This is a genomic window from Leucobacter exalbidus, from assembly GCF_017834145.1.
Taxonomy (GTDB): Bacteria; Actinomycetota; Actinomycetes; order Actinomycetales; family Microbacteriaceae; genus Leucobacter; species Leucobacter exalbidus.
In genome coordinates this window covers 1,256,054-1,275,947 of sequence record NZ_JAFIDA010000001.1, presented here as the reverse complement: position 1 = coordinate 1,275,947, position 19,894 = coordinate 1,256,054, and the positions used below count along the sequence as shown (strand labels likewise).

Annotated in this window: 20 protein-coding genes; 11 read left to right on the top strand and 9 right to left on the bottom strand. The window is 63.3% G+C overall.

The annotated features are described in order from the left end of the window. Positions 1–25 precede the first annotated feature (25 nt). The 3 genes from JOF28_RS05775 to JOF28_RS05765 form a co-directional block, all read right to left on the bottom strand. Positions 26–1,348, bottom strand: coding sequence for a YibE/F family protein (locus tag JOF28_RS05775; protein ID WP_209704906.1), 1,323 nt, complete (start codon positions 1,346–1,348; stop codon positions 26–28). A 354-nt stretch (positions 1,349–1,702) separates the two neighbouring features. Continuing rightward, positions 1,703–2,494 (bottom strand): phosphatase PAP2 family protein, encoded by a 792-nt coding sequence (locus JOF28_RS05770; protein WP_209704905.1) that lies wholly within the window; start codon positions 2,492–2,494, stop codon positions 1,703–1,705. A gap of 97 nt (positions 2,495–2,591) precedes the next feature. Then, positions 2,592–3,041: a MepB family protein gene (locus tag JOF28_RS05765; protein WP_209704904.1), complete on the bottom strand. Its 450-nt coding sequence runs from the start codon at positions 3,039–3,041 to the stop codon at positions 2,592–2,594. A gap of 255 nt (positions 3,042–3,296) precedes the next feature. Here JOF28_RS05765 and JOF28_RS05760 point away from each other — a divergent pair, with 255 nt between their 5' ends. From JOF28_RS05760 to JOF28_RS05740, 5 genes are all read left to right on the top strand, one after another. Then, positions 3,297–4,610: an ABC transporter substrate-binding protein gene (locus tag JOF28_RS05760; RefSeq protein ID WP_209704903.1), complete on the top strand. Its 1,314-nt coding sequence runs from the start codon at positions 3,297–3,299 to the stop codon at positions 4,608–4,610. Positions 4,611–4,693: 83 nt separating this feature from the next. Beyond that, on the top strand, positions 4,694–5,689 hold the full coding sequence (locus JOF28_RS05755; protein WP_209704902.1) for a carbohydrate ABC transporter permease: 996 nt from the start codon (positions 4,694–4,696) through the stop codon (positions 5,687–5,689). Next, positions 5,686–6,591 carry a carbohydrate ABC transporter permease gene (locus JOF28_RS05750; RefSeq protein WP_209704901.1) on the top strand — a complete coding sequence of 302 codons (906 nt, stop codon included), beginning with the start codon at positions 5,686–5,688 and terminating at the stop codon, positions 6,589–6,591. Before JOF28_RS05755 ends, JOF28_RS05750 begins: the two co-directional genes overlap by 4 nt. 5 nt (positions 6,592–6,596) lie before the next feature. Then, positions 6,597–8,030, top strand: coding sequence for a GH1 family beta-glucosidase (locus tag JOF28_RS05745; protein ID WP_209704900.1), 1,434 nt, complete (start codon positions 6,597–6,599; stop codon positions 8,028–8,030). Positions 8,031–8,052: 22 nt separating this feature from the next. Then, positions 8,053–9,048, top strand: coding sequence for a LacI family DNA-binding transcriptional regulator (locus tag JOF28_RS05740; RefSeq protein WP_342452096.1), 996 nt, complete (start codon positions 8,053–8,055; stop codon positions 9,046–9,048). Between the two features lie 89 nt (positions 9,049–9,137). On the opposite strand, the gene JOF28_RS05735 is transcribed toward JOF28_RS05740, so the two are convergent. After that, positions 9,138–9,617: a FadR/GntR family transcriptional regulator gene (locus tag JOF28_RS05735; protein ID WP_209704898.1), complete on the bottom strand. Its 480-nt coding sequence runs from the start codon at positions 9,615–9,617 to the stop codon at positions 9,138–9,140. Positions 9,618–9,635: 18 nt separating this feature from the next. Between JOF28_RS05735 and JOF28_RS05730 the strand changes: the two genes are divergently transcribed. Then, positions 9,636–9,860, top strand: a complete 225-nt coding sequence (locus JOF28_RS05730; RefSeq protein WP_209704897.1) for an NAD(P)-dependent oxidoreductase — start codon at positions 9,636–9,638, stop codon at positions 9,858–9,860. A gap of 49 nt (positions 9,861–9,909) precedes the next feature. Here the strand turns inward: JOF28_RS05730 and JOF28_RS05725 are convergent, their stop codons facing one another. Together JOF28_RS05725 and JOF28_RS05720 are read right to left on the bottom strand one after the other, a co-directional pair. After that, the gene (locus tag JOF28_RS05725; RefSeq protein ID WP_209704896.1) at positions 9,910–11,115 is read right to left on the bottom strand and encodes a YncE family protein; all 1,206 of its coding nucleotides are present in this window, start codon (positions 11,113–11,115) and stop codon (positions 9,910–9,912) included. Between the two features lie 121 nt (positions 11,116–11,236). Beyond that, positions 11,237–11,542 (bottom strand): putative antibiotic biosynthesis monooxygenase, encoded by a 306-nt coding sequence (locus JOF28_RS05720; RefSeq protein WP_209704895.1) that lies wholly within the window; start codon positions 11,540–11,542, stop codon positions 11,237–11,239. Between the two features lie 170 nt (positions 11,543–11,712). Between JOF28_RS05720 and JOF28_RS05715 the strand changes: the two genes are divergently transcribed. Continuing rightward, the gene (locus JOF28_RS05715; protein ID WP_209704894.1) at positions 11,713–12,480 is read left to right on the top strand and encodes an isocitrate lyase/PEP mutase family protein; all 768 of its coding nucleotides are present in this window, start codon (positions 11,713–11,715) and stop codon (positions 12,478–12,480) included. Between the two features lie 46 nt (positions 12,481–12,526). Beyond that, positions 12,527–13,879 (top strand): MFS transporter, encoded by a 1,353-nt coding sequence (locus JOF28_RS05710; protein WP_245189881.1) that lies wholly within the window; start codon positions 12,527–12,529, stop codon positions 13,877–13,879. Between the two features lie 27 nt (positions 13,880–13,906). On the opposite strand, the gene JOF28_RS05705 is transcribed toward JOF28_RS05710, so the two are convergent. Next, positions 13,907–14,482: a bactofilin family protein gene (locus JOF28_RS05705; protein ID WP_209704893.1), complete on the bottom strand. Its 576-nt coding sequence runs from the start codon at positions 14,480–14,482 to the stop codon at positions 13,907–13,909. 270 nt (positions 14,483–14,752) lie between these two features. Between JOF28_RS05705 and JOF28_RS05700 the strand changes: the two genes are divergently transcribed. From JOF28_RS05700 to JOF28_RS05690, 3 genes are all read left to right on the top strand, one after another. Then, a complete protein-coding gene (locus JOF28_RS05700; RefSeq protein WP_209704892.1) occupies positions 14,753–15,943 on the top strand; it encodes an AI-2E family transporter in 1,191 nt (396 codons plus the stop codon). Positions 15,944–16,117: 174 nt separating this feature from the next. Then, positions 16,118–16,687, top strand: coding sequence for an HdeD family acid-resistance protein (locus tag JOF28_RS05695; RefSeq protein WP_209704891.1), 570 nt, complete (start codon positions 16,118–16,120; stop codon positions 16,685–16,687). A 3-nt stretch (positions 16,688–16,690) separates the two neighbouring features. Then, positions 16,691–17,476, top strand: a complete 786-nt coding sequence (locus JOF28_RS05690) for a tyrosine-protein phosphatase (protein ID WP_209704890.1) — start codon at positions 16,691–16,693, stop codon at positions 17,474–17,476. A 79-nt stretch (positions 17,477–17,555) separates the two neighbouring features. On the opposite strand, the gene JOF28_RS05685 is transcribed toward JOF28_RS05690, so the two are convergent. Next, on the bottom strand, positions 17,556–18,497 hold the full coding sequence (locus JOF28_RS05685; RefSeq protein ID WP_209704889.1) for a DMT family protein: 942 nt from the start codon (positions 18,495–18,497) through the stop codon (positions 17,556–17,558). Continuing rightward, positions 18,497–19,885, bottom strand: coding sequence for a cation:proton antiporter (locus JOF28_RS05680; RefSeq protein WP_209704888.1), 1,389 nt, complete (start codon positions 19,883–19,885; stop codon positions 18,497–18,499). The genes JOF28_RS05685 and JOF28_RS05680 overlap by 1 nt, the downstream gene beginning before the upstream one ends. Positions 19,886–19,894 lie beyond the last annotated feature (9 nt).

Below are 19,894 nucleotides of genomic sequence, written 5' to 3'. Positions count from 1 at the left end.
CACACGGAGAGAGAGCTTGGCGTGCTTAGGACAGCTGTTCTTCGGGGCCATCAAGAACTGAAACTGCGTGGCTTGGAGTCGAAGTTTCCCTGGCGAAGAGTACCGCGAGACCAGTTGTGATCGGCATCGAAAGCACGAGCCCTGCCGCTCCGATGAGTGTGCGGATGATTTCTTGCCCGATTTGCTCGCTCGTTACTAAATCTATGAGGTCTCGTGGATAGGTGTACAGCAGTAAGAGCACCACGAGCATCGAACCCGCATAGGCGAACACGAGCGTGTAGATACTTGAGGCGATGTGGTCTCTGCCGACTCGCATCGCGGAGACGTATATCCGTTGTTTTGAGAGATGCGGGTTGAGCGCTCGCATTTCCCATACGGCTGAAGCCTGCGCCACAGTAATGTCGTTCAAAATGCCCAAACCCGCAATCACGATTGTCGCAGTGAGAACATCATTCATGTCTACCCCAGGCACCGCAATTAATAAGCTGGCGTCTTCCGTAGAGCCGATACCCGAGAAACGCAGCCATCGAGTGACAGCAAACCCCGCACCGGCGGTGAACAGGATCCCGAATATTGATCCGAATAACGCGGCGGTCGTTCGGTGAGAGAAGCCATGTGCAAGGTACAGCACAATGACCATGATGCCGATAGCCCCAGCCACCGCGACAAGGAGTGCTGGCTTCCCCGCAAGAATGGCGGGAAGGATGAACGTTGTGAGCAGCGCAATCGATGCACCGACCCCGATGAGTGCTAGCGCGCCCCTCCAGCGGCCCACTGCGATGACGATGACGACGAAGATGATCGCAACCGTAAGTAGTTTTCCGCCGCGCGGATAGTTATAAAACGAATATATTGTCTCCGTTTCGCCATTCAGATCTATCTCGTGCGCGATGAGATTCACCTGGTCACCCTCTCGGACAGTAGTGTTTTCTGCCCGCAAGTTGTTGAGAGAAAAGGTGACAGGTTCTCCGATGGGGAGCTCTGCACGCACCTCCACGCAGGTATCCGAATGGGGCTGAGCCGTCGCATCATTACCGGTGACCTGATTGGGCGATTGGGTGCCCGGTTGTGCGCAGGAGACATGCGATACTTCGATCACCCGGGCGGCAATGATTTCACCGCCCCCGGTGGAGCTATCGGGCTGGTCAACAATTTGGCTGCCGTCTGGCCAGAGAGTGTAAGTCAAACTTGCTGTGCCCAGTACGAGCAATGCCACGATCCCGACCAGAATGATGTGAAGCGCGCGATAGCGGGGCTTTCTCGGGGATGCGCCGGAGACCGGGGCATGGGTGGCGACGCGGCCAGTGGGGTCTTCCATCTCAGAAATCGCTTCTTCCTCAATCGACAACTAGGAAATGTGCTGCGTTGAACGCCAATGACTGAAAGTCATCTAGGGCTTACCCAAATAATCCAGGTGTGATTACTTGCGAATTTATTCTGGGAATGGTGGCAATGAGCGAACTCATACATCCCCCAACGGCCAGGTCATTGAACTGGCAGCTACGTATGGTCATTACCGAGAACAATTGCTAATGATAGTTGTTATCAATAAGTGGTCGCAACTGGTGGCTGGGATTAGCGCGGGTAAGGGGCAATAGCCGCAGGACATAATCTCGTGACCCAACAAAATACCCCGAAACTTCGTTGGGAAATCAACGAAGTTTCGGGGTTGGTGGTGTCTAAGGCGCGTTAGCGCCCGGGCTTAGGTCGCCTCAAGATGGCGCCATGAAGCCCAGAAGATAATGGCCGTTAATATTGAGCAACCCGAGGCAAGAGAGTGTGCTGCAAGGTACGCGTTCCACTCGACTATCGAAGTATCAAGCGGCATGGTTCCCACCGATGCTCCCAAGAATGCACCGAGCACGAGAGCGCTCACTCCCGCGATCGAAACAGCAACTGCGTAGATGACGCGGAGCTTGGGGCGGGTCTTGGCTGGTTTGATCCGGCCCATTCTCAGCAGCACCAGCACGGCGAGCGAGCCAAGTAGCAGCGCAATCATGTCTGCACCAAGGGCGTCAGAGAAGCGATGCCACTTGGCGGTGATTGTATATGCGCCAATCCCAGTGGCCCAGGGAATGACAAGAAACATGGCGATACCGCGAAAACGGAACGGTACGACCAACAGAACCGCGACCAGCACGGTAATGGCGATGGTCGTGTGACCGCTCGGAAAGGAGTTGCCCGAGTAATCGCCAACCACCTCGACCAATGGCTGCCGAGGGAGAATAAAACGTTTGAGTATCTGGGTGATAATTTGGCCCCCGATGATGACGCCGGCGGCGCCTCGAAGCGCGGCGTTTTCAAGCGCTTGGCCAATCGGTGTGAGTACCGCGCAAATGTAGATGAGCGCAAGCAGTCCGAGTGAAACGAAGCTCAGAATCCACCGGCACCGTCCAGCAACGTTGTTGTTAATGGGGAGCGCACCAGAGCGGCCATCATGTGGTTCCACGGTAGTGTATGACTTCTTGTGAATAGTGTGCGTTACATGTGCCATCAACGGTGGAAACTAAGGTTTCTGGGCCGTGCGTCGCACCCCGCGAGCGCGCAACACGAGGATTCGTGCTTAGTGGGGGAGGGGATTCTCGACGCTTCTAGGCGAGCAACGAGAAGGCAGGGGCCTGTGCTCGTTGCGTGCGGGTTGCCTGCGCATTCAAATCCTCGCACCAACTCGGATACACCCGAAACCCGCGCTTGCCCGGGTGCGCTGCTGAAGCGGTGACACCCAGTGCCTGCAGGTGTGACGCCGTGAATCGAAACACACCGAAGCGTTCTCCATCGTGCACGAAGACCAGCAGGCCCTCGGTGCCGTCATCTGAGCCGAACGGTCGGGTCTCACCGCGCTCATCGCGCCGCCACGCGGCAACGAATGCCCCAGGCTTCGTGGGGGTGACGCTGGCCGTGCGCACGCGCCAGAGATGCCCGCCCAAACGCGCGGTGCCAGATTCGTATTCGCCGCGCTGGTCTTCGGGTGAAGGGTCATGTGCCTCCCCAAACTGGTCGCCAACGATACTGATGAACCGGTGAAAAGCTGTGAACTGCACGACCGTAGCTTACCGCTACGCAAACGGTGGAAAGCTGATGAGTTTCAGCCCGATTGGCCTCAAACATCGTGCTTTTGTTCATGGATTCGCACTAATGGTTTGAGAAATTTGTAGAGGATCACACCTAAAAAGTACACTTTGGGAGGTGTTTGGACCCGAGCCCCTTGACATTCGCGGGAGCGCTCCCATAGGGTAAGTCAACAGTTCGTGGGAGCGCTCCCACTAACAGCCGATGTCCATCACAAAGGAGTGACCATGAACAACCGTGCCCGCAGACGCTTGCTGACCACAGCAGCCGTCGCATCAATCTCAGCTCTCGCGCTCGCCGGGTGTAGCGCCGCCGACACCGGTGGCAGCGACGCCGCTTCAGGCGACGAAGACATGACCCTCACGATCACCACCTTCGGCACCTTCGGGTACGAAGACCTCTACACGCAGTACGAAGAGCTGCACCCCAACATCAACATTGAAGCCACCAACATCGACACCGGCGGCAATGCTCGCACCGACGCCTTCACGAAGATCGCCGCGGGCTCAGGCCTCAGTGACATCGTCGCCATCGAAGAGGGCTGGCTCGGCGCCATCATGGATGTTTCTGACACCTTTGTTGACCTGCGCGACTACGGTATCGAAGACCGCAAGGCCGACTGGGTCGACTGGAAGTATGCGCAGGGCACCGACCCCAAAGGCCGCGTGATTGGCTACGGCACAGACATCGGGCCGAGCGGTATTTGCTACAACGGGGCAGCGTTTGAAACTGCCGGCCTGCCCAGCGACCGTGAAGGCGTCGCCGAACTGCTCGACGGCGACTGGGACAACTACTTCAAGGTGGGTGCCGAGTACAAAGAGAAGACCGGCAAGGCCTGGTACGATCATTCAGGTTTCGTGTGGAACTCGATGGTGAACCAGCTCGATGAGGGCTACTACACAGCTGATGGTGAGCTCAACGTTGAGGGTAACGCCGAGCTCAAGGAGCGTTTCGAACAGCTTGGGGCGGCTACCGAGAGCGGCCTGTCAGCTGCTCAGACCGCGTGGGACTGGAACGGCGGCAAGTCATTCGTTGACGGTACGTTTGCGACCTTCGTATGCCCCGGCTGGATGCTCGGAGTCGTACAGGGACAGGTTGAGGCCGGCGGCGGTGACGCTGAAACCGGGTGGGACTTCGCCAATGTGTTCCCCGGGGGTGCAACGAACTGGGGCGGCGCGTTCCTCGCGGTGTCTGAGCAGTCCAAGCACAAGGAAGCAGCGGCCGAGCTTGCTGATTGGCTGACTCAGCCCGAGCAGCAGGTCGAGCAGTCGATCGCCGCGGGTAATTTCCCGTCGACGCTCGGGGCGCAGGAAGAGCTCGCGGCGGCGGCAACGCCCAACGTGTTCTTCAACGATGCACCGACCGGCGCGATTCTCGCAGAGCGTGCGCAGGGAGTGGTGGCGCAGTTCAAGGGCGCCGATGACTCCACCATCCAGGAGAACGTTTTCGGCCCGGCCCTCAGCAGCCTCGACCGTGGCGATACTGACACCAAGGGAGCCTGGGAGCAGGCGCTGAAGCTCCAGGAGGACCTCGTCGGCTGATAGTTGCGTACCGGGGTGCCTCAGCTCACTCGAGCTGGGCACCCCGGGCCCCGCACCCCACCCGCACGGACCAAGGAAGACTCATGAGCCTCACCGCACCGGCGAAACCCACCTGGCGCCACCGCCTCTCGCGATTCGACCAGAACGCATCGCCCTACTTCTACATTTCGCCGTTCTTCCTGCTGTTTGGGGTCGTCGGCCTGTTTCCCCTCTTCTACACGGTGTACGTTGCCGTACACGATTGGGATCTCCTCAAGGGCGAAGGCGATTTCGTTGGAATGGGCAACTTCGTCAAGATCTTGGGCGATGGCATGTTCTGGAACTCCATCGGCAACACCCTCAGTATCTTTCTGCTGTCGGCCATTCCGCAGCTGACCGTGGCCCTCGTGGTCGCCTACCTACTTGATCGCGGGCTACGCGCCCCCACCTTCTGGCGCATGAGCGTGCTGATCCCGTTCGTGATCACCCCGGTTGCGGTCGCCATTATCTTCTCCAGTATTTTTAACGAGGCAGACGGCCTCGCGAATAACCTGCTGAACCTCATCGGCATCGCCGACCAAGAGTGGAAGCACAATACGTTCCTCTCCCACGTCGCCATCTCGGTAATGGTCAACTTCAGATGGACGGGTTACAACGCCCTGATCCTGTTGGCGGCTATGCAGGCCGTGCCCCGCGACCTGTATGAGTCAGCGGCCATCGACGGCGCAGGCCCGATGCGACGCTTCTTCTCCATCACGATCCCCACGATTCGCCCGACACTGATCTTCGTGATTATCACCGCGACCATCGGCGGCCTGCAGGTGTTCGCCGAACCCCGACTGTTCGATGTCTCGACGGCGGGCGGCATCGGCGGCAGCGACCGGCAGTTCCAAACCACGGTGCTGTTCTTGTGGGAGCTCGCCTTCTTCCGCCGCAACCTCGGCGAAGCCTCAGCCGTCGCCATCTTGCTGTTCATCCTCATTGTGGGGATAGGACTCATCAACTTCTTGGTCTCCCGGCGCATTGCCACCGGCGATGCCCCCAAATCCAGGGCCGAGCGCCGTCGCGCTCGCCGTGCCGCAAAGGAGCTGTCACGATGACCGAAACACGGCTTCTCACCGTGCCCGAGAAAGCCCGGCGCCGCTGGCCTCGGGCCGGAGGCAGCGTGGGGATCGGCAGCGCGGGCATCGGTTCACGCCCCGGCTTCCTCACCTACGGCTTGCTGGCGGCCTTCATCATCGGCAGCGTCTACCCGCTGTGGTGGTCGGTGGTCGTCGCCAGCGGCACGAACGCGACCCGCGGCGAAACGCTGCCCCTGATCCCCGGCGGCAACTTTCTCACCAACGCGGCGAAGGTGTTCGACGCGATCCCATTCTGGCTCGCGCTGGGCAACTCGCTCGTGATCTCATCGATCATTACGGTGTCGGTGGTGACGTTCTCAACGCTCGCCGGGTACGCGTTCGCCAAGCTGCGGTTTCGCGGCCGCGAGGGGCTTATGATCTTCGTGATCGCCACGATGGCGATCCCGACTCAGCTCGGCATCATCCCACTGTTTATGGTGATGCGTGAACTGGGATGGACCGGATCAATCGGGGCCGTGATCGTGCCGACCCTCGTCACCGCGTTTGGCGTATTCTTCATGCGCCAATACCTCGTCGATGTGATCCCCGATGAACTATTGGAAGCCGCGCGGCTCGACGGTGCGAACCAGTTTCGGGTGTTCCTCACCGTCGGCATCCCCGCGGCACGACCGGCGATGGCAATCTTGGGCCTGTTCACGTTTATGACGGCATGGACCGACTATCTGTGGCCGCTCATCGTGCTCTCGCCCCAAAACCCCACCCTGCAGACTGCGCTGAGCCAGCTGCAATCGGGCTACTACGTTGACTACTCGATCGTGCTCACCGGCGCGGTGCTGGCAACCCTGCCCCTGCTGATCCTCTTTGCGGTCGCGGGCAAGCAGCTGGTAAGCGGCATCATGGCCGGCGCGGTGAAAGGATAACCACAATGACCTCCAGGCAGTTCCCTGAAAACTTCCTCTTCGGCGCAGCCACCGCGGCTTACCAAATCGAAGGCGCCGCCTTCGAAGAGGGGCGCACCGCATCAATCTGGGATGCATTTGCGCGGGTACCCGGCGCCGTGATCGGCGGCGACAACGGCGATATCGCCTGCGAGCACTACCGCAGGTACCCCGAGGATGTTGCGCTGATGAAGCACATGGGCCTTGAAACCTACCGGTTCTCCACTTCGTGGTCGCGTGTGCGGCCCGACGGCGGCAAAGTGAACCAGGCCGGCGTTGATTTCTACAGCCGGCTCGTCGACGAACTTCTCGGCGCCGATATTTTGCCGTGGCTGACGCTCTACCACTGGGATATGCCGCAGGCGCTGCAAGAAACGGGCGGCTGGACGAACCGCGACAGCGTCGAAAAGTTCGTCGAGTACGCGAGCACGATGCATGACGCGCTCGGCGACCGGGTGAACGTGTGGACCACGATGAATGAGCCGTGGTGCTCATCGTTTCTGTCGTACACGGGCGGCGAACACGCCCCCGGGCACACGAGCAACACCGAGGGCTTGCGTGCCGCACACCACCTGCTGCTCGCGCACGGTGCAACTACGCGATTGCTGCGCGGCCGAGACGAGACGCTCAACCTGGGGCTCACGCTCAACCACATCGTCGCTGACCCTGCCGACCCGCAGAATGAGGCCGACCTTGACGCCGTGCGGCGCGTGGATGGCCAGTTCAACCGCTGGTTCCTCGACCCGATCTACCGGGGTGCCTACCCGGCCGACATCATCGAAGATATTCGCGCGGTTGACCCGGGCGCCATCGCGCAGCTCGAACAAGCGATTCACGACGGTGATCTCGAAACCATCTCGCAGCCCATCGACACCCAGGGCGTGAATTACTACCACGGTGACCTTCTGGCGGGGCAACCCCCGGCCCAGGCGCCGGCATCGGCAGCTCCCAGCACGGTGCGCACGACGCGCAGCCCGTACCCGTCACACGAGGGGATCTACGAGGTAGAGCGTGGCCTCGCCCGCACCGCACAGAACTGGGAGGTGCAGCCTGAGGGGCTCACCCGAGTGCTGCAGCGGGTGTGGAGCGAGTATGCCGAGGCCGCGGGCACCACCCTGTACGTCACCGAAAACGGTGCGGCCTACGACGACGTCGCCACCGTCGAAGACGGTGAAACGCGTGTGCACGACGCAGAGCGCACCGACTATTTGAGGCTGCACCTGGCCGCCGTGCTCGACGCCGCAGACGCGGGCATCGACGTGCGCGGCTACTTCTACTGGTCACTATTTGACAATTTTGAATGGGCGTGGGGTTATGACAAGCGGTTTGGTATCGTGCGAGTCGACTACGAGACGCAAGAACGCAGCCTCAAAGACTCCGGTCGGGAGTACGCTCGAATCATTGCCGCACGTTCACTCTGAGCGGGCGCAGAAAGGGAAAGCCGTGTCTGCACGCGCGACCATCGAAGAGGTGGCGACACTCGCTGGTGTGTCACGTTCCACGGTGTCACGCGTGGTCAACGGGTCGACGTCGGTGAGTCCCGAGGCACTGACCTCGGTGCGGGCGGCGATTGCGTCACTGAATTATGTGCCCAATCGCGCAGCCCGGTCGCTCGCATCGAACCAGACGCACGCGATCGCATTGATCATTCCCGAAGACACCACGAGGTTCTTCGGTGACCCCTACTTCGCATCGATTATTGCGGGCATCACCGGGGGGCTTAGAAGCTCTGATTATCTGCTGAACCTGCTGATCGCGAGCGAAGACCCCGGCGACAAGATGGCCAGCTTCGTGCGCAACGGAGGGGTCGATGGTGCACTGATTGTGTCTCACCACGAGAGCGACGCCTTCGTCGACCGCGTGGCCGACGCGGTGCCGGTGGTGTTTGGCGGCCGCCCGGCGCACCCACACGAGAGCGACTACGTCGTCGACATCGATAACGTGGCCGGGGCGCATATGGCGACCCAGCGGCTGATTGATCTGGGCAAGCGCCGGATCGCCACGATCACCGGCCCGCAGTCAATGGTCGGCTCAGTGGACCGAGTGCTCGGGTATCGGGCCGCGCTGCGGGACGCTGGATTGGTGTCGTTCGCTGAAGAAGAGGGCGACTATACCGAAGCGAGCGGCGCGCACGCCGCCCGCCGCATTCTCGCCCTTGGAGTGCCCGACGCCATGTTTATCGCGAGCGATCTGATGGCCCGCGGGGCGCTCACCGTGCTGCGCACGGTGGGGTTGAGGGTGCCCGAAGACATCGCCATCGTCGGGTTCGATGATTCTCCGGTCGCATTGACGACCGATCCACAGCTGACCACCATGCGCCAACCCATGTACCTGCAGGGTGAAACGATGGCCGCCGTGCTGTTGGCGCGGTTGGCTGGTGAAGAACCCGAGCGCACGACGATCCTGTCGACCGAGCTGGTGGTGCGCGCTTCGGCATAACCCCGGTCAATGCGCTGATCCGGGGCCGCCGCGCTGCAGATCAGCGCATTTGTGCGAGCTCAGCGCGCTCCGGATCAGCGCGCTCCGGATCAGCGCGCCCCGGCGAGCGCGCGTTGCAGCGGTTCGTAGTGGGCAATCACGGCCCGGCGATACGCCTCGAGATCGCCCGCGCGGGCCGAAAACAGCATGTCACGGTGCGCGGTCGCGGTAACCTGAATGTCTGACGGCGGGGCAATGTTGAGCTGGGGGAGCACCGCGGTGTGCACATCCCAAAACGCTCCCACGAGCTGGCCCGCGAGATGGTTGCCGGTCGCGTCGAAGAGCGCCGTGTGAAACAGGCGATCCTCTTCGAGAAACAGCTCACCGCACCCCGCCTTTTCGACCATGGCATTGACGAGCGCATCGAGCTCTGGGTTATCATCGCCATGCGCCGCGGCCACCACGCGTTCGGCCATGGAAAGATCGAGCGCCAAGCGCACCTCCACCACTTCGCGCAGCGCGTCGAGTGACCCTTCGGGGTTGAGCACTCCGCGAAAGACGAGCGCCTCCACCATAGGGGCCAACGACATGTCACCGACGAAGGTGCCGTGGCCACCACCGAAGCCGGCCGTACCCTCACGGTCGCCCGGCCCACCACCCTGAGCAACGGCGCTCTCAACGAGCACTACGTCGAAACTCTCACCGGCATGCCTGCGGTGGCCCGCCCCATTCCGCGCGCCTCGGTTGCCCACTTTCTCGTGAAAGCACTCGAGCAGCCCGAACGCTACGCCGACGCCTCGGTGGGCCTCGCGCTCGCCGCAGGCAACCGGTAACCGAAGCGGCACGGCGGCGTTCTTTCTGGCACCGCCGTGCTGAGCTTGTCTAGCGTGCCTCGAGCACCGCGACCCCGAGGGGGCGCTGGCCAGCCTCGAGCTTGCGGGTGTCGCCGCTTGTGAGGTCGACCACGGTGATCCCATCCCAGTAGCCATCGCGGGTGAACCCGCCAGATACATACGCCGTGCGGCTGTCGCTTGACACTGCCACATCCTCGTGCGGGCCGTCGAGCGCAATCACACGCTCGTCGCCCTCGGGGCTGCGAATCGTGAGTGACGCGGCGCCGTTCGCGTTGCCGATGGGGCCGGTACCGACGACGAGCAGGCTGCCATCGGGGGCGTAGGTGGTGCCGTGCTGGTGGGTGCTGGCGGTCATCGCCTCGACCGTGACGCTGCCCGTTTTCGGATCAAGCATCGCTAGCTTCTGCCCCTCGAACGGCAACGCCAGCATGCCGTCGGCGCGCACGGCAGCGTAGTGCGGCTTCAGCCACGACCCCAGGCCACCCTCTGTGCCATAGGGTGCGACCTCAAAGTTACGGGCATTGTGAGTGGCCGCGTCGATGACGGTGACATCGTATGAGTCGTGGTTCGTGACGTACACCTGGGTGCCGTCGGCCGCCACATCAACATCAAACGGGCGCAGCCCCACCTCAACCGAGTCGGTCACCTGTTCGCTCGCGACATCGATGATCTCGAGGGCTCCATTTCGATTCGGAATATTGACCCCCACATACACCTGTTCGCCGTCGGGTGACATCGCAATGCCCATGCCGCCCCCGCGGTACTCGCCGCCCATGATCTCGCCGACCTCGGCCTCATACGGGATGAGGCTGAGTCGCTCACGGGTGAGGGTATCGACTACGGCGACGCCCTCGGCCGTGGCCACCCAGGCGCGACCGTCGGCACCCACCACCAGGCCGTAGGGGGCCATGCCCACCTGCACCGAATCAGTGGGACCGGTCTGCGGGTCAACAAAGGTGACGGTATCGGCGCCAAAATCGGCCACCAGCAGAGTTTCTGCGCCGCCCTGAGCTACATCGGTTGATCCGGAGCCATCGGTGGCCGGTGCATCGGTAGTCACTTGATCCTCCGTGGAGTCTTGCGGCTGGGCCGCGTTGTGCGATGACGAAGAGTCTGCGGCCGCGCTGCAGCCGGTCAAGACGAGCGCTGCCACGAGGAGCAGCGCCCCGCCTAAGCCCGCGCGATGCCGGCGGCGCGAGTGCGTCGATGATGATGCTGGGGGCAGTGCAGACACGGTACTCCTCGGGGTCGCTGCGAATCTCACCCATCATGCAGGCCACACTTGAGAGTTTGTGGGGCTTTGTATGTGAGTTAGCCGAGGCCGGCCAGCGGGCAGCGCCCAATCAGCCAGCCGCTCACTCACGCACGCAGTCGCGCGGTGACGCGTCTGCGATCGCGTCGAGCGCGGCGAGTAGGCAACGCTCGCTCTTTACGTGCGCGCGCCGCCTGCGTAACCACGGGGCGAGCAGCCGCGTGAGCGCCGGCATCATGATGAACGTCATCAGCGGCGCGACGAACGTTACAACGATGGCCGACCGTACGGGGATCGTCACGTCTCCCCACCAGGGCAGCATAGTGATCAGCCAGGAGGACGCGATGTTGACGGGGTACATACCCACCCAAATCGCACAGAGTTTCTTCCAACGCAGTGGCGTGTCCATGGCCCTATTTCAGCGCACCACTGTTTCGCAGCGATTACCCCAGGTGACCCGCCGGTGTCGGCAATGTAACGATTCAAAGATGCGCGTAACAACGAAAGATGAAATACCGTGGAGGGTGACAGTCGTGCCAGGTACGCTGAGCAGTACTTGCTCGAACAAAGGAGTCTCAGATGTCTGATGTCACACGGCTAGCCCAGATTTTCGCAGATGCGCACGCTTCGGGGGCCACACTGGTACTGCCCACCGTGTGGGACACCTGGAGCGCGCGGGTCGCCGTCGACGCCGGGTTTACCGGGCTCACGATCGGCAGCCACCCGGTCGCAGATGCCTCGGGCAGCGCCGATGGCGAGCGTATGAACTTCGCCGACTACATGGCCGCGACGAAGCGCATTGTTGATTCGGTGGAGGTGCCCATCAGCGTTGACGTTGAGTCGGGGTACGGGCTGAAGCCCACCGAGCTTATCGCCCGGGTACTCGAGGCGGGCGCCGTGGGCATCAACGTTGAAGACGTGGTTCACTCTGAGGGGAAGCGCGTGCGCGACCGGCAAGAGCACGCCGACTACATTGCGGCGGCACGGCAGGCCGCAGACCAGGCGGGCGTGGCCCTCGTGATCAATGGCCGCACCGACGCCGTGAAGCTGGGCACCGACGTCTTTGGCGACCCGCTGGGCGAGGCGATTGCGCGCGTCAAGCTGATGGAGCAGGCCGGAGCCCGGTCGGTGTACCCCGTGGGGTTGAAAACCGCTGACGAGGTGCGCAGCCTGGTGGGCGCCGTCACCGTGCCGGTGAACGTGACCGCGCACCCCGTTGATGGGCACGGCGCGGGCGACCTCGCGGCGCTCACCGCGCTGGGTGTGCGACGCGTGACCTTTGGGCCGCTGTGGCAGATGTGGCTCGCACAGCGCTCGGCCGCTGAGCTCACCAACTGGCTGGCATAACGCGCGGGTGATGCCCCCACCGCAGTAGGGTGGGGGAGGAGGCCCCATGTCACGCTCACCCCGCAACATCCTGCTGCGCTTCGCGCCGATGATCTATGGCCCGACCGTGCTGTTTGCGCTGGGCGAGGGCGCGGTGATTCCGCTGGTGCCGGTGATTGCGGCGCAGTTGGGGGCCGACCTGGCTACCTCGGGGCTTGTCGCCTCGGCGCTCGTGATCGGGCAGCTGTGCGGCAATATTCCGGCCGGCTACCTGGTCGCAAGGGTGGGCGAGCGGTTCACGATGGTGATCGCTGGCGCCCTCGCCCTGGTGGGGGTGGCGGCGCTACTGCTTGCCTCATCGGTGGGCATGCTCGCCGTGGCGATGTTCGTGATCGGGATGTGCGCGGCGGCCTTCGGGCTGGCGAGGCACGCGTTCATGACGACGAAGGTGCCGCTGCATTTTCGGGCCCGCGCCCTCGCGCTGCTGGGCGGCTCCTTCAGGCTCGGCATGTTCATCGGCCCGTTTCTGGGGGCGCTGCTGCTCGGCCTCACCGGCAGCGAACTGTCGGCGGTGTGGTGCTTTGGGGTGTGCCTCGTGGCGTGCGTGCTGCTCGTCGGCTTGGGCCCCGACCCCGAGACACAGGTCGCGCTCGAAGAGCAGCAGGCCGCACAGCGCCACCGTGATGCTGCCCCCGCAGACAGCGACACCCTCGCTGCCCACGCGGTGACGAGCGACACCGGTGAAGCTATCACCTCGGGCATCGTGCTGCCGGGGGCGCGGCCCAAGCGCGCCGGAGTCTTCCGCACCATGGTGGAATACCGCAGCGTGCTGCTGCGGCTGGGCGTCGCGGCTGCCTCGCTCTCGGCGGTGCGCTCAGCCCGCCAGGTCGTGCTGCCGCTGTGGGGCGTCTCACTGATGCTCGACGCGCAAACGATCTCGCTGGTGGTGGGTATTGCGGGCGCGATCGACTTCGCGCTGTTCTACGCGAGCGGCCAGGTGATGGACCGCTTCGGCAGGCTGTGGGCGGCGCTGCCCGCGATGCTGCTGATGGGGGTGGGATTCATCGCGCTGTCGTTCACGCACGATCTGCCCGAGGCCGCAATGTGGTTCGCAATGTTTGCCGCGGTAATCGGCGTGGGCAATGGGCTCTCGAGTGGCATCCTGATGACGCTCGGCGCCGACAGCGCCCCCAAGCATGACCCCGCGGCCTTTCTCGGGTCGTGGCGCACCCTCACCGACGCTGGCGGCTCGCTCGCCCCGGTGCTGTTCTCGGGGATCGCCTTTGTCGCCTCGATCAGCGTCGCCACGGGAGCGATGGGCGTCATCGGGCTGCTGGGCGCGCTCGGCTTCTTGCGGTGGGTGCCGCGCGCAGGCGACCAGGCTCCACCGATTGGCGAGTCGGCCCCACCCCGCGGGTAAGCAGGATCGGGCCGACTGGGCAGCAAACTAGCGGTTGACGCGCTTGCCTGACCCGGTTTCAGAAATATCGCCCTCGACCTGTGCGCCGCGGGTGACATAGAGATTGCCGGCCTTGCGCTCGGTGACGTTGCCGTCGACCCGCGCAGTGCCGTAGAGGCGCACGTGACCCGTGCTGTACTCTTCAACGTTGCCTTCGACTGAGCCGCGCACGGACACATTGCCGGCGCCCTTCTCATAAATGTTGCCGTCGACCAGGCCAATGCTGTACACGGTAACGCTGCCGTTACCGTACTCTTCAACGTTGCCCTCAACGGTGCCGTACACGAGCACGTTGCCGGTGCCCGACTCGACGAGGTTGCCCTCGACGGTGCCCTTCTTGCCGACGGTGACTGAGCCGCCGCCCTTTTGGCGAACGTTGCCCTTGACGGTGCCGTTGATGGTGACCGAGCCACCGCTGACGATGAGGTCGCCGTCAATGGTCTTGCTCGAACTCACGGTGTAACTACCGCTGCGAGTCACATCGTCTGCGTGAGCGGCGACGGGCAAAGCAGTCAGCATGAGCCCGGTCACGGCGGTCACGGCGAGAACGCGTCCGATCTTCATATGGTTCATCCTTTCGGTTCGTGCGCAGCGAAAAAACTCGCTGGCCCTTCCAGTCCACCCTATGGAGGTGAATGGAGGGTGTCCAGGGGGTGAACTTTGCCGAGGCAATGCTGTGGCTGTGGGCTGGATGGGTCGTTCTTTGATCCGGATCACAACCCCGCCCGCCCGCCCGCGTGCGCTCGCGACCCAGCAAGCCCTAGGCTGGGCAGAAAGGTTGCGGTGAGACCAGCACCGCCAATAGGCCACGCGGCCGTAATTATCGGGAGTGACATGTCAACGGCTGACGAGTCAGGAACGCGCGCTGCCAATGCGCGCACGCAGCACAGCAGCACCGAGTTCAGCAGGGTGCGCAAGCTGGGCATCGTGAGCTGGTCAGCGGTGGGCGTGATCGTGCTGGCCGTCGTGATTGCGGGCGGTATCAGCGCGCTCAGCGGGATCCTCGTGCCGTTGATCATCGCGGTCATTTTGGGGACCGTGCTTGAACCGGTGGTGACGTGGCTCGCGAACCGCAAGGTGCCCCGCCCCCTTGCCGCCGCCGTCGTGCTCATCGTCGCGACGGCCCTCGCGGTGGGGATCGTGGCGATTGTGGTGCGCGGGTTCGTGCAGCAGATCCCCGAGATCTCGCAGCAGCTGATGCGCGGGTGGGTGTACGTGCTGGAATGGCTGCACACGCTTGATATTGATGCGGTGTGGATCGAACAGCTGCGCAAAACCGGCATCGAATACCTGTCGGTGGCAGGCAGCGGGGCCATGGGCCTCGTGACGGGCGCCGTATACGGGGCCGTGTCGTTTGCCGTTGGCTCGTTCTTCGCGCTCTACTTCTTGTTCTTTGTGCTGCGCGACGGCCGCGTATTTCCGGCCTGGCTGGCCCGGGTCACCGGCCGCGATGAGCAGCTCGTCACCGAGATCGATGCCAATGTGCGCCAGTCACTGCGCGGCTACTTCAGCGGCACCGCGCTCACCGCCCTCATTACGGGCCCGATCTTCGTGATCCCGCTGCTGGTGCTGGGGATTCCGCTCGTGATCCCCACGATCATTCTCTACTTCATATTGTCGTTCATTCCATTTGTGGGGGCCTGGCTCACCGCCGGGTTCGCGGTGCTCATCGCGTTCGGTTTTGGTGGCCCATCGGCCGCGCTGATCGTCACCCTGAGTCTGCTGGTGTCGAACGGCCCGATCCAAAACGTGGTGCTGTCGTGGGCACTCGGATCATCGCTGAAACTGCACCCAGTGATGGTGCTGGTCGCTACGATCGGCGGCGGCGTGGTCGCTGGCGTACTGGGCATGGTGCTCGGCCCGCCCGTGATGTCGGCCCTGCAAAAAGCGGTGACGACCGTGCGCCAGTATCGTGAGGAGCGCGATGGCGACGGTGAGGAGCCGGCGAGCGCCGTGGGCACCGCTACCACTGATAGCAACGGTGGCAGCGACAGCGGCCCAGCCACTGCACCGCTGCCCGCATAGGGGCGTAGCCACAGCTCGCTCTCGCAGCTGCCGCGCCCGCTCGCGATCACACGCGTGTGACGCAGCGGGTGACGGCCTGGGTGACCTTTTTCACTCTGCCTCACATCGAAGCGGCCAGGTCAGCATGCTTAAGAGTACTGTACTGATTTCTGACCGAAACAAAGAGGGCTAGACATGACCATTCCTCAAACTGCTCCGCTTCGAGCCGTCACCGGCATTCGCACCGCACTGGCCGTCGGCGGTGTCATCGCCCTGATCGTCGGCATTTTGATCCTGGCCCTGCCGGGCAAGTCTGCCATGGTGGTCGCCGTGATCGTGGGCCTCTACGCCATCATCGCCGGCATCGTGTACGCCTGCCTCGGTGTCTTCAGCAAGGCGCGCGGCGGCTGGTCACGCGTCGGCCACATTCTGCTGGGCCTCATCTTCGTGATCGCTGGCGTCGTTGCCTTCGCCAACCTCGCGCAGACGACCGCGTGGCTCGCCATCTTCGTGGGCGTGCTCGTGGGCGTGATGTGGCTGATGGAAGGCATCGTGGCGCTGTCGACGCTGGCCGATGCCGGATCAAAAATCTGGTCGATCATCTTCGCCCTCATCAGCATCTTTGCTGGCCTGTGGCTGATCTTCTCCCCGCTGGCGGGCGTCGTGGTGCTGTGGTGGCTCTTGGGCATCACGCTCGCAGTGCTCGGCATCATGAACATCGTGCGCGCCATCACCTTTGGCGCGAAACTGCGTCAGGGAGCGTAACCCGTGACCATCGAGGGGCTGTACAACTTTCGCGACATCGGGGGGATGCCGATTGCCGGTGGCGGAGTCACGCGGGCCGGCGTGCTCTACCGCTCGGCTGCGCTGGGTGGGCTGACCCCGAACGGAATCGGCGCGCTTGCCGCGACCGATATCGGGGTCGTGGTCGACTTTCGCACCGATGCTGAGCGGCAGGCCGATCCCGATCGCCTGCCCGATGCCCGACCGTTCAAGACGGTAGAGCTCGCCCTGCTGCAGGGCGCCATGAATGACATGACGCAGCAGCTTATTTCGAGCGGTGCGGCTCCTGCCCAGGCCGACATCGAGCAGGCGCTCAGCAGTATGCCGACGTTGGGTGCGCTGTACACCGGCATGCTGGCGGGCGGTGCGGCACAGTTCGCTGAGGTCGCGCAGCTCATCGCGGTATCTTCCAGCGAAGCCCGCACCGCGGTGCTCGTGCACTGCACCGCAGGTAAAGACCGCACCGGTGTCGCCACCGCGCTGATGCTCGACGCCGTGGGCGCCGACCGCGACGCGATCATCGCCGATTACGCCTCATCACAAGAGCACCTGGCGGGCCCCTGGGCCGACGGCATGCTCGCCCAAGTGACAAAGATGGGGCTGCCGGTCACCCCGGCGCTGCGCACCCTCATCACGGGCACGCCGCCCGAGGCCATCGAGCAGGCCCTCAGCTGGGTCGACGAAAACCACGGCACGAGCGCCGACTACCTGCGCTCTGGCGGGCTCAACGACGCCAACCTGAACGAGATGCGCGAGCGTCTCGTCAAGTAGTGCGACGACAACAGCGGGCCGGGCGCATTGAATGCGCCCGGCCCGCTGTATTGTGTGGACTGAGATCGGCCTCGCTGATCTAACTCAGGTCTTGTGTCAATGGCCTATCTTGTGCCGGATCAGTGGTGACTCCCTCGGCGTTCGACAGCGCGAACACACCACCGATCGCCGTCGCGCCCGCGACGATAAATACGATGACCGCCCACACGGGTGCGCCGCTGGCCTCGCCGAGAATGGTGATGCTGAGCACCACGGCAATGGCCGGGTCGATCACGGTGAGCCCGGCCACCACGACCTCGGGGCGGTTGCCGATGTGTGCGCGCTGCACAAAGTAGATCGACAGGAGCCCGGCCACTGCAATGCCGATGAGGCAGCCGAGCGTCAGTATGTTGGCGGTGTTCAGATGAAACTCGTGCGACTTCAGTACCGCCTGCACGCGCAAAATCACGGTCTTGCCAAGGGTCGCCACGAATGCTGAGTAGACGCCGCCCAGCAGCACCCACAGCAGCGGTACCGAACGCCGGTGACGGCCCAGCGCCAAGATGATGCCGGTGGCGAGCAAAACCCCGCCGAGCACCGCGAGTACTGCGACGAGCTGTGTATTGGTGATGGGATGCTGGGTGGTGACCATGGCCGCGACCGTCACAAACCCGGCCACTCCTACGACGCAGATGACGATGGAGCGTACCACCCGCACCGTCGGGGTGCGCTTCGAAATCAGCGAGGTCGCCAGCACCGTGATGACGAGGGCGACCACGCCCAACGGTTGCACCACCATCAACGGTGCAAACGCGAGGCTGCCCATCTGAAACAGGATCGAGATGCCCAGCAAGACCGCGCCCAGTAACCAAATGTGGTTGCGCACCAGGTTTACGAATTTTGAGCCGTTGGCCCCGTTTGAGGCGGCGTCTTCGATTTCGTGTACGCCCTTGGCTTGTAACATATTGCCGATGGCCAGCGCGGTCGCCGATGCGATGGCGAGGCCGATGCCCAGCACCGGCGCCGATGCCATTTCAGACATTACTGCTCGCTTTCTAAGTGGAGCTTGACGCTGATCTCATAGGCGTCGAGCTCGTCGAGTACATATCTCAAAGCACTTGTGCTGTGCCGCCCCGAGCGGCCCACCTCGTGTAACCGGGTGCGCATCACCTTGATGAGAGCGAGCTCGAACTCGAAGAGTTCGCGCGGCTTTTGCCCCTTCGCCGGGTCAAACTGGGCGATCAACACCGAAACGGGTTGCGCATACATTTCGGGTGAGAAATCCTGCTGGTTGGGGCGTTTCAAAGCCCCGCCGTCGATCGCTGCCTGGGCGGCTTTGCGCAGGGTGTGATCGATTTTGCGAATCTCGGCATGCGGGGCGCTGGTGCCGCCGGGTTTGCGCAGGCCGAGGGCCCGCACCAAGAATGGAAGCGTGAGTCCCTGAATAAGCAGGCTCGAGATCGCCACCAGAAAGGCGATGAACACGAGCAGATCCCACTGTGGGGTATCGCGGGGCAGCGTTTGGGCTGCGGCGAGGGTGACCGCGCCGCGCATGCCCGCCCAGATGATGACGGTGTTGTGCCGCCAGGTGAGCGGCGACGCATCGAAGTAGTCGATGTCGGCGCGCATCCGCCCCAAACGCTTGGGGCTATGTCGGTGTTGGGTGACCCGGTCAGCCCCGGGAAGCGCGGCCAACGGTGAGGCTTTCGCGGCGTCGTCGCTGTCGTGGGCTGCGGCGCGGCCAGCGGCGCGAGCAGCGAATCTGAGCTGCGCCGTACGTTTCACGCGTGAGGTATGAATCTTGAGCATCGGCAGCACATAGAGGGCGCGCACGACGATGATGATGACAAACGCGAGGGCCGCGATGCCCATGCCCTTGAAGATGCCCTCATTGGCGGCGAGGTTGTTCTCAACGATGCCAAAGAGCTCGAGCCCCATGATGAGAAATACGGCCCCCTCAAACAAGAACTCGACGGTGCGCCAGTTGAGTTTGTCTGACATACGTTGTTCGGGGGTGAGCCAGCGAAGCGACCCCTGCCCGCACACGACGCCGGCGATGACGGCGGCGACCAGGCCAGAGCCGCCCAGTGCCTCTGACGGCAGAAAGGCGAGAAACGGCACGGTGAGGCCGAGCGCGGTGTTCGCAGTGGGGCTTGTGATCCAGGCGCGCAGCCGCAGCGCGAGGGCCCCGGCGAGCGCCCCCACCACGACCGCGCACACCACTGCCCACGCGAAGGTGCCGAGGGTGGTGATGAACGAGAACCCGGCGGCGGCCGCGACGATGCCGGTGCGCAGCAGCACAAGCGCGGTGGCGTCGTTGACGAGACTCTCGCCCTCCAACACGGTTACGATGCGCTTGGGCACCCCGAGTTTGCGCACGATCGAGGTGGCCACGGCATCGGTGGGGGAGAGGATCGCGCCCAGTGCCACGGCGCAGGT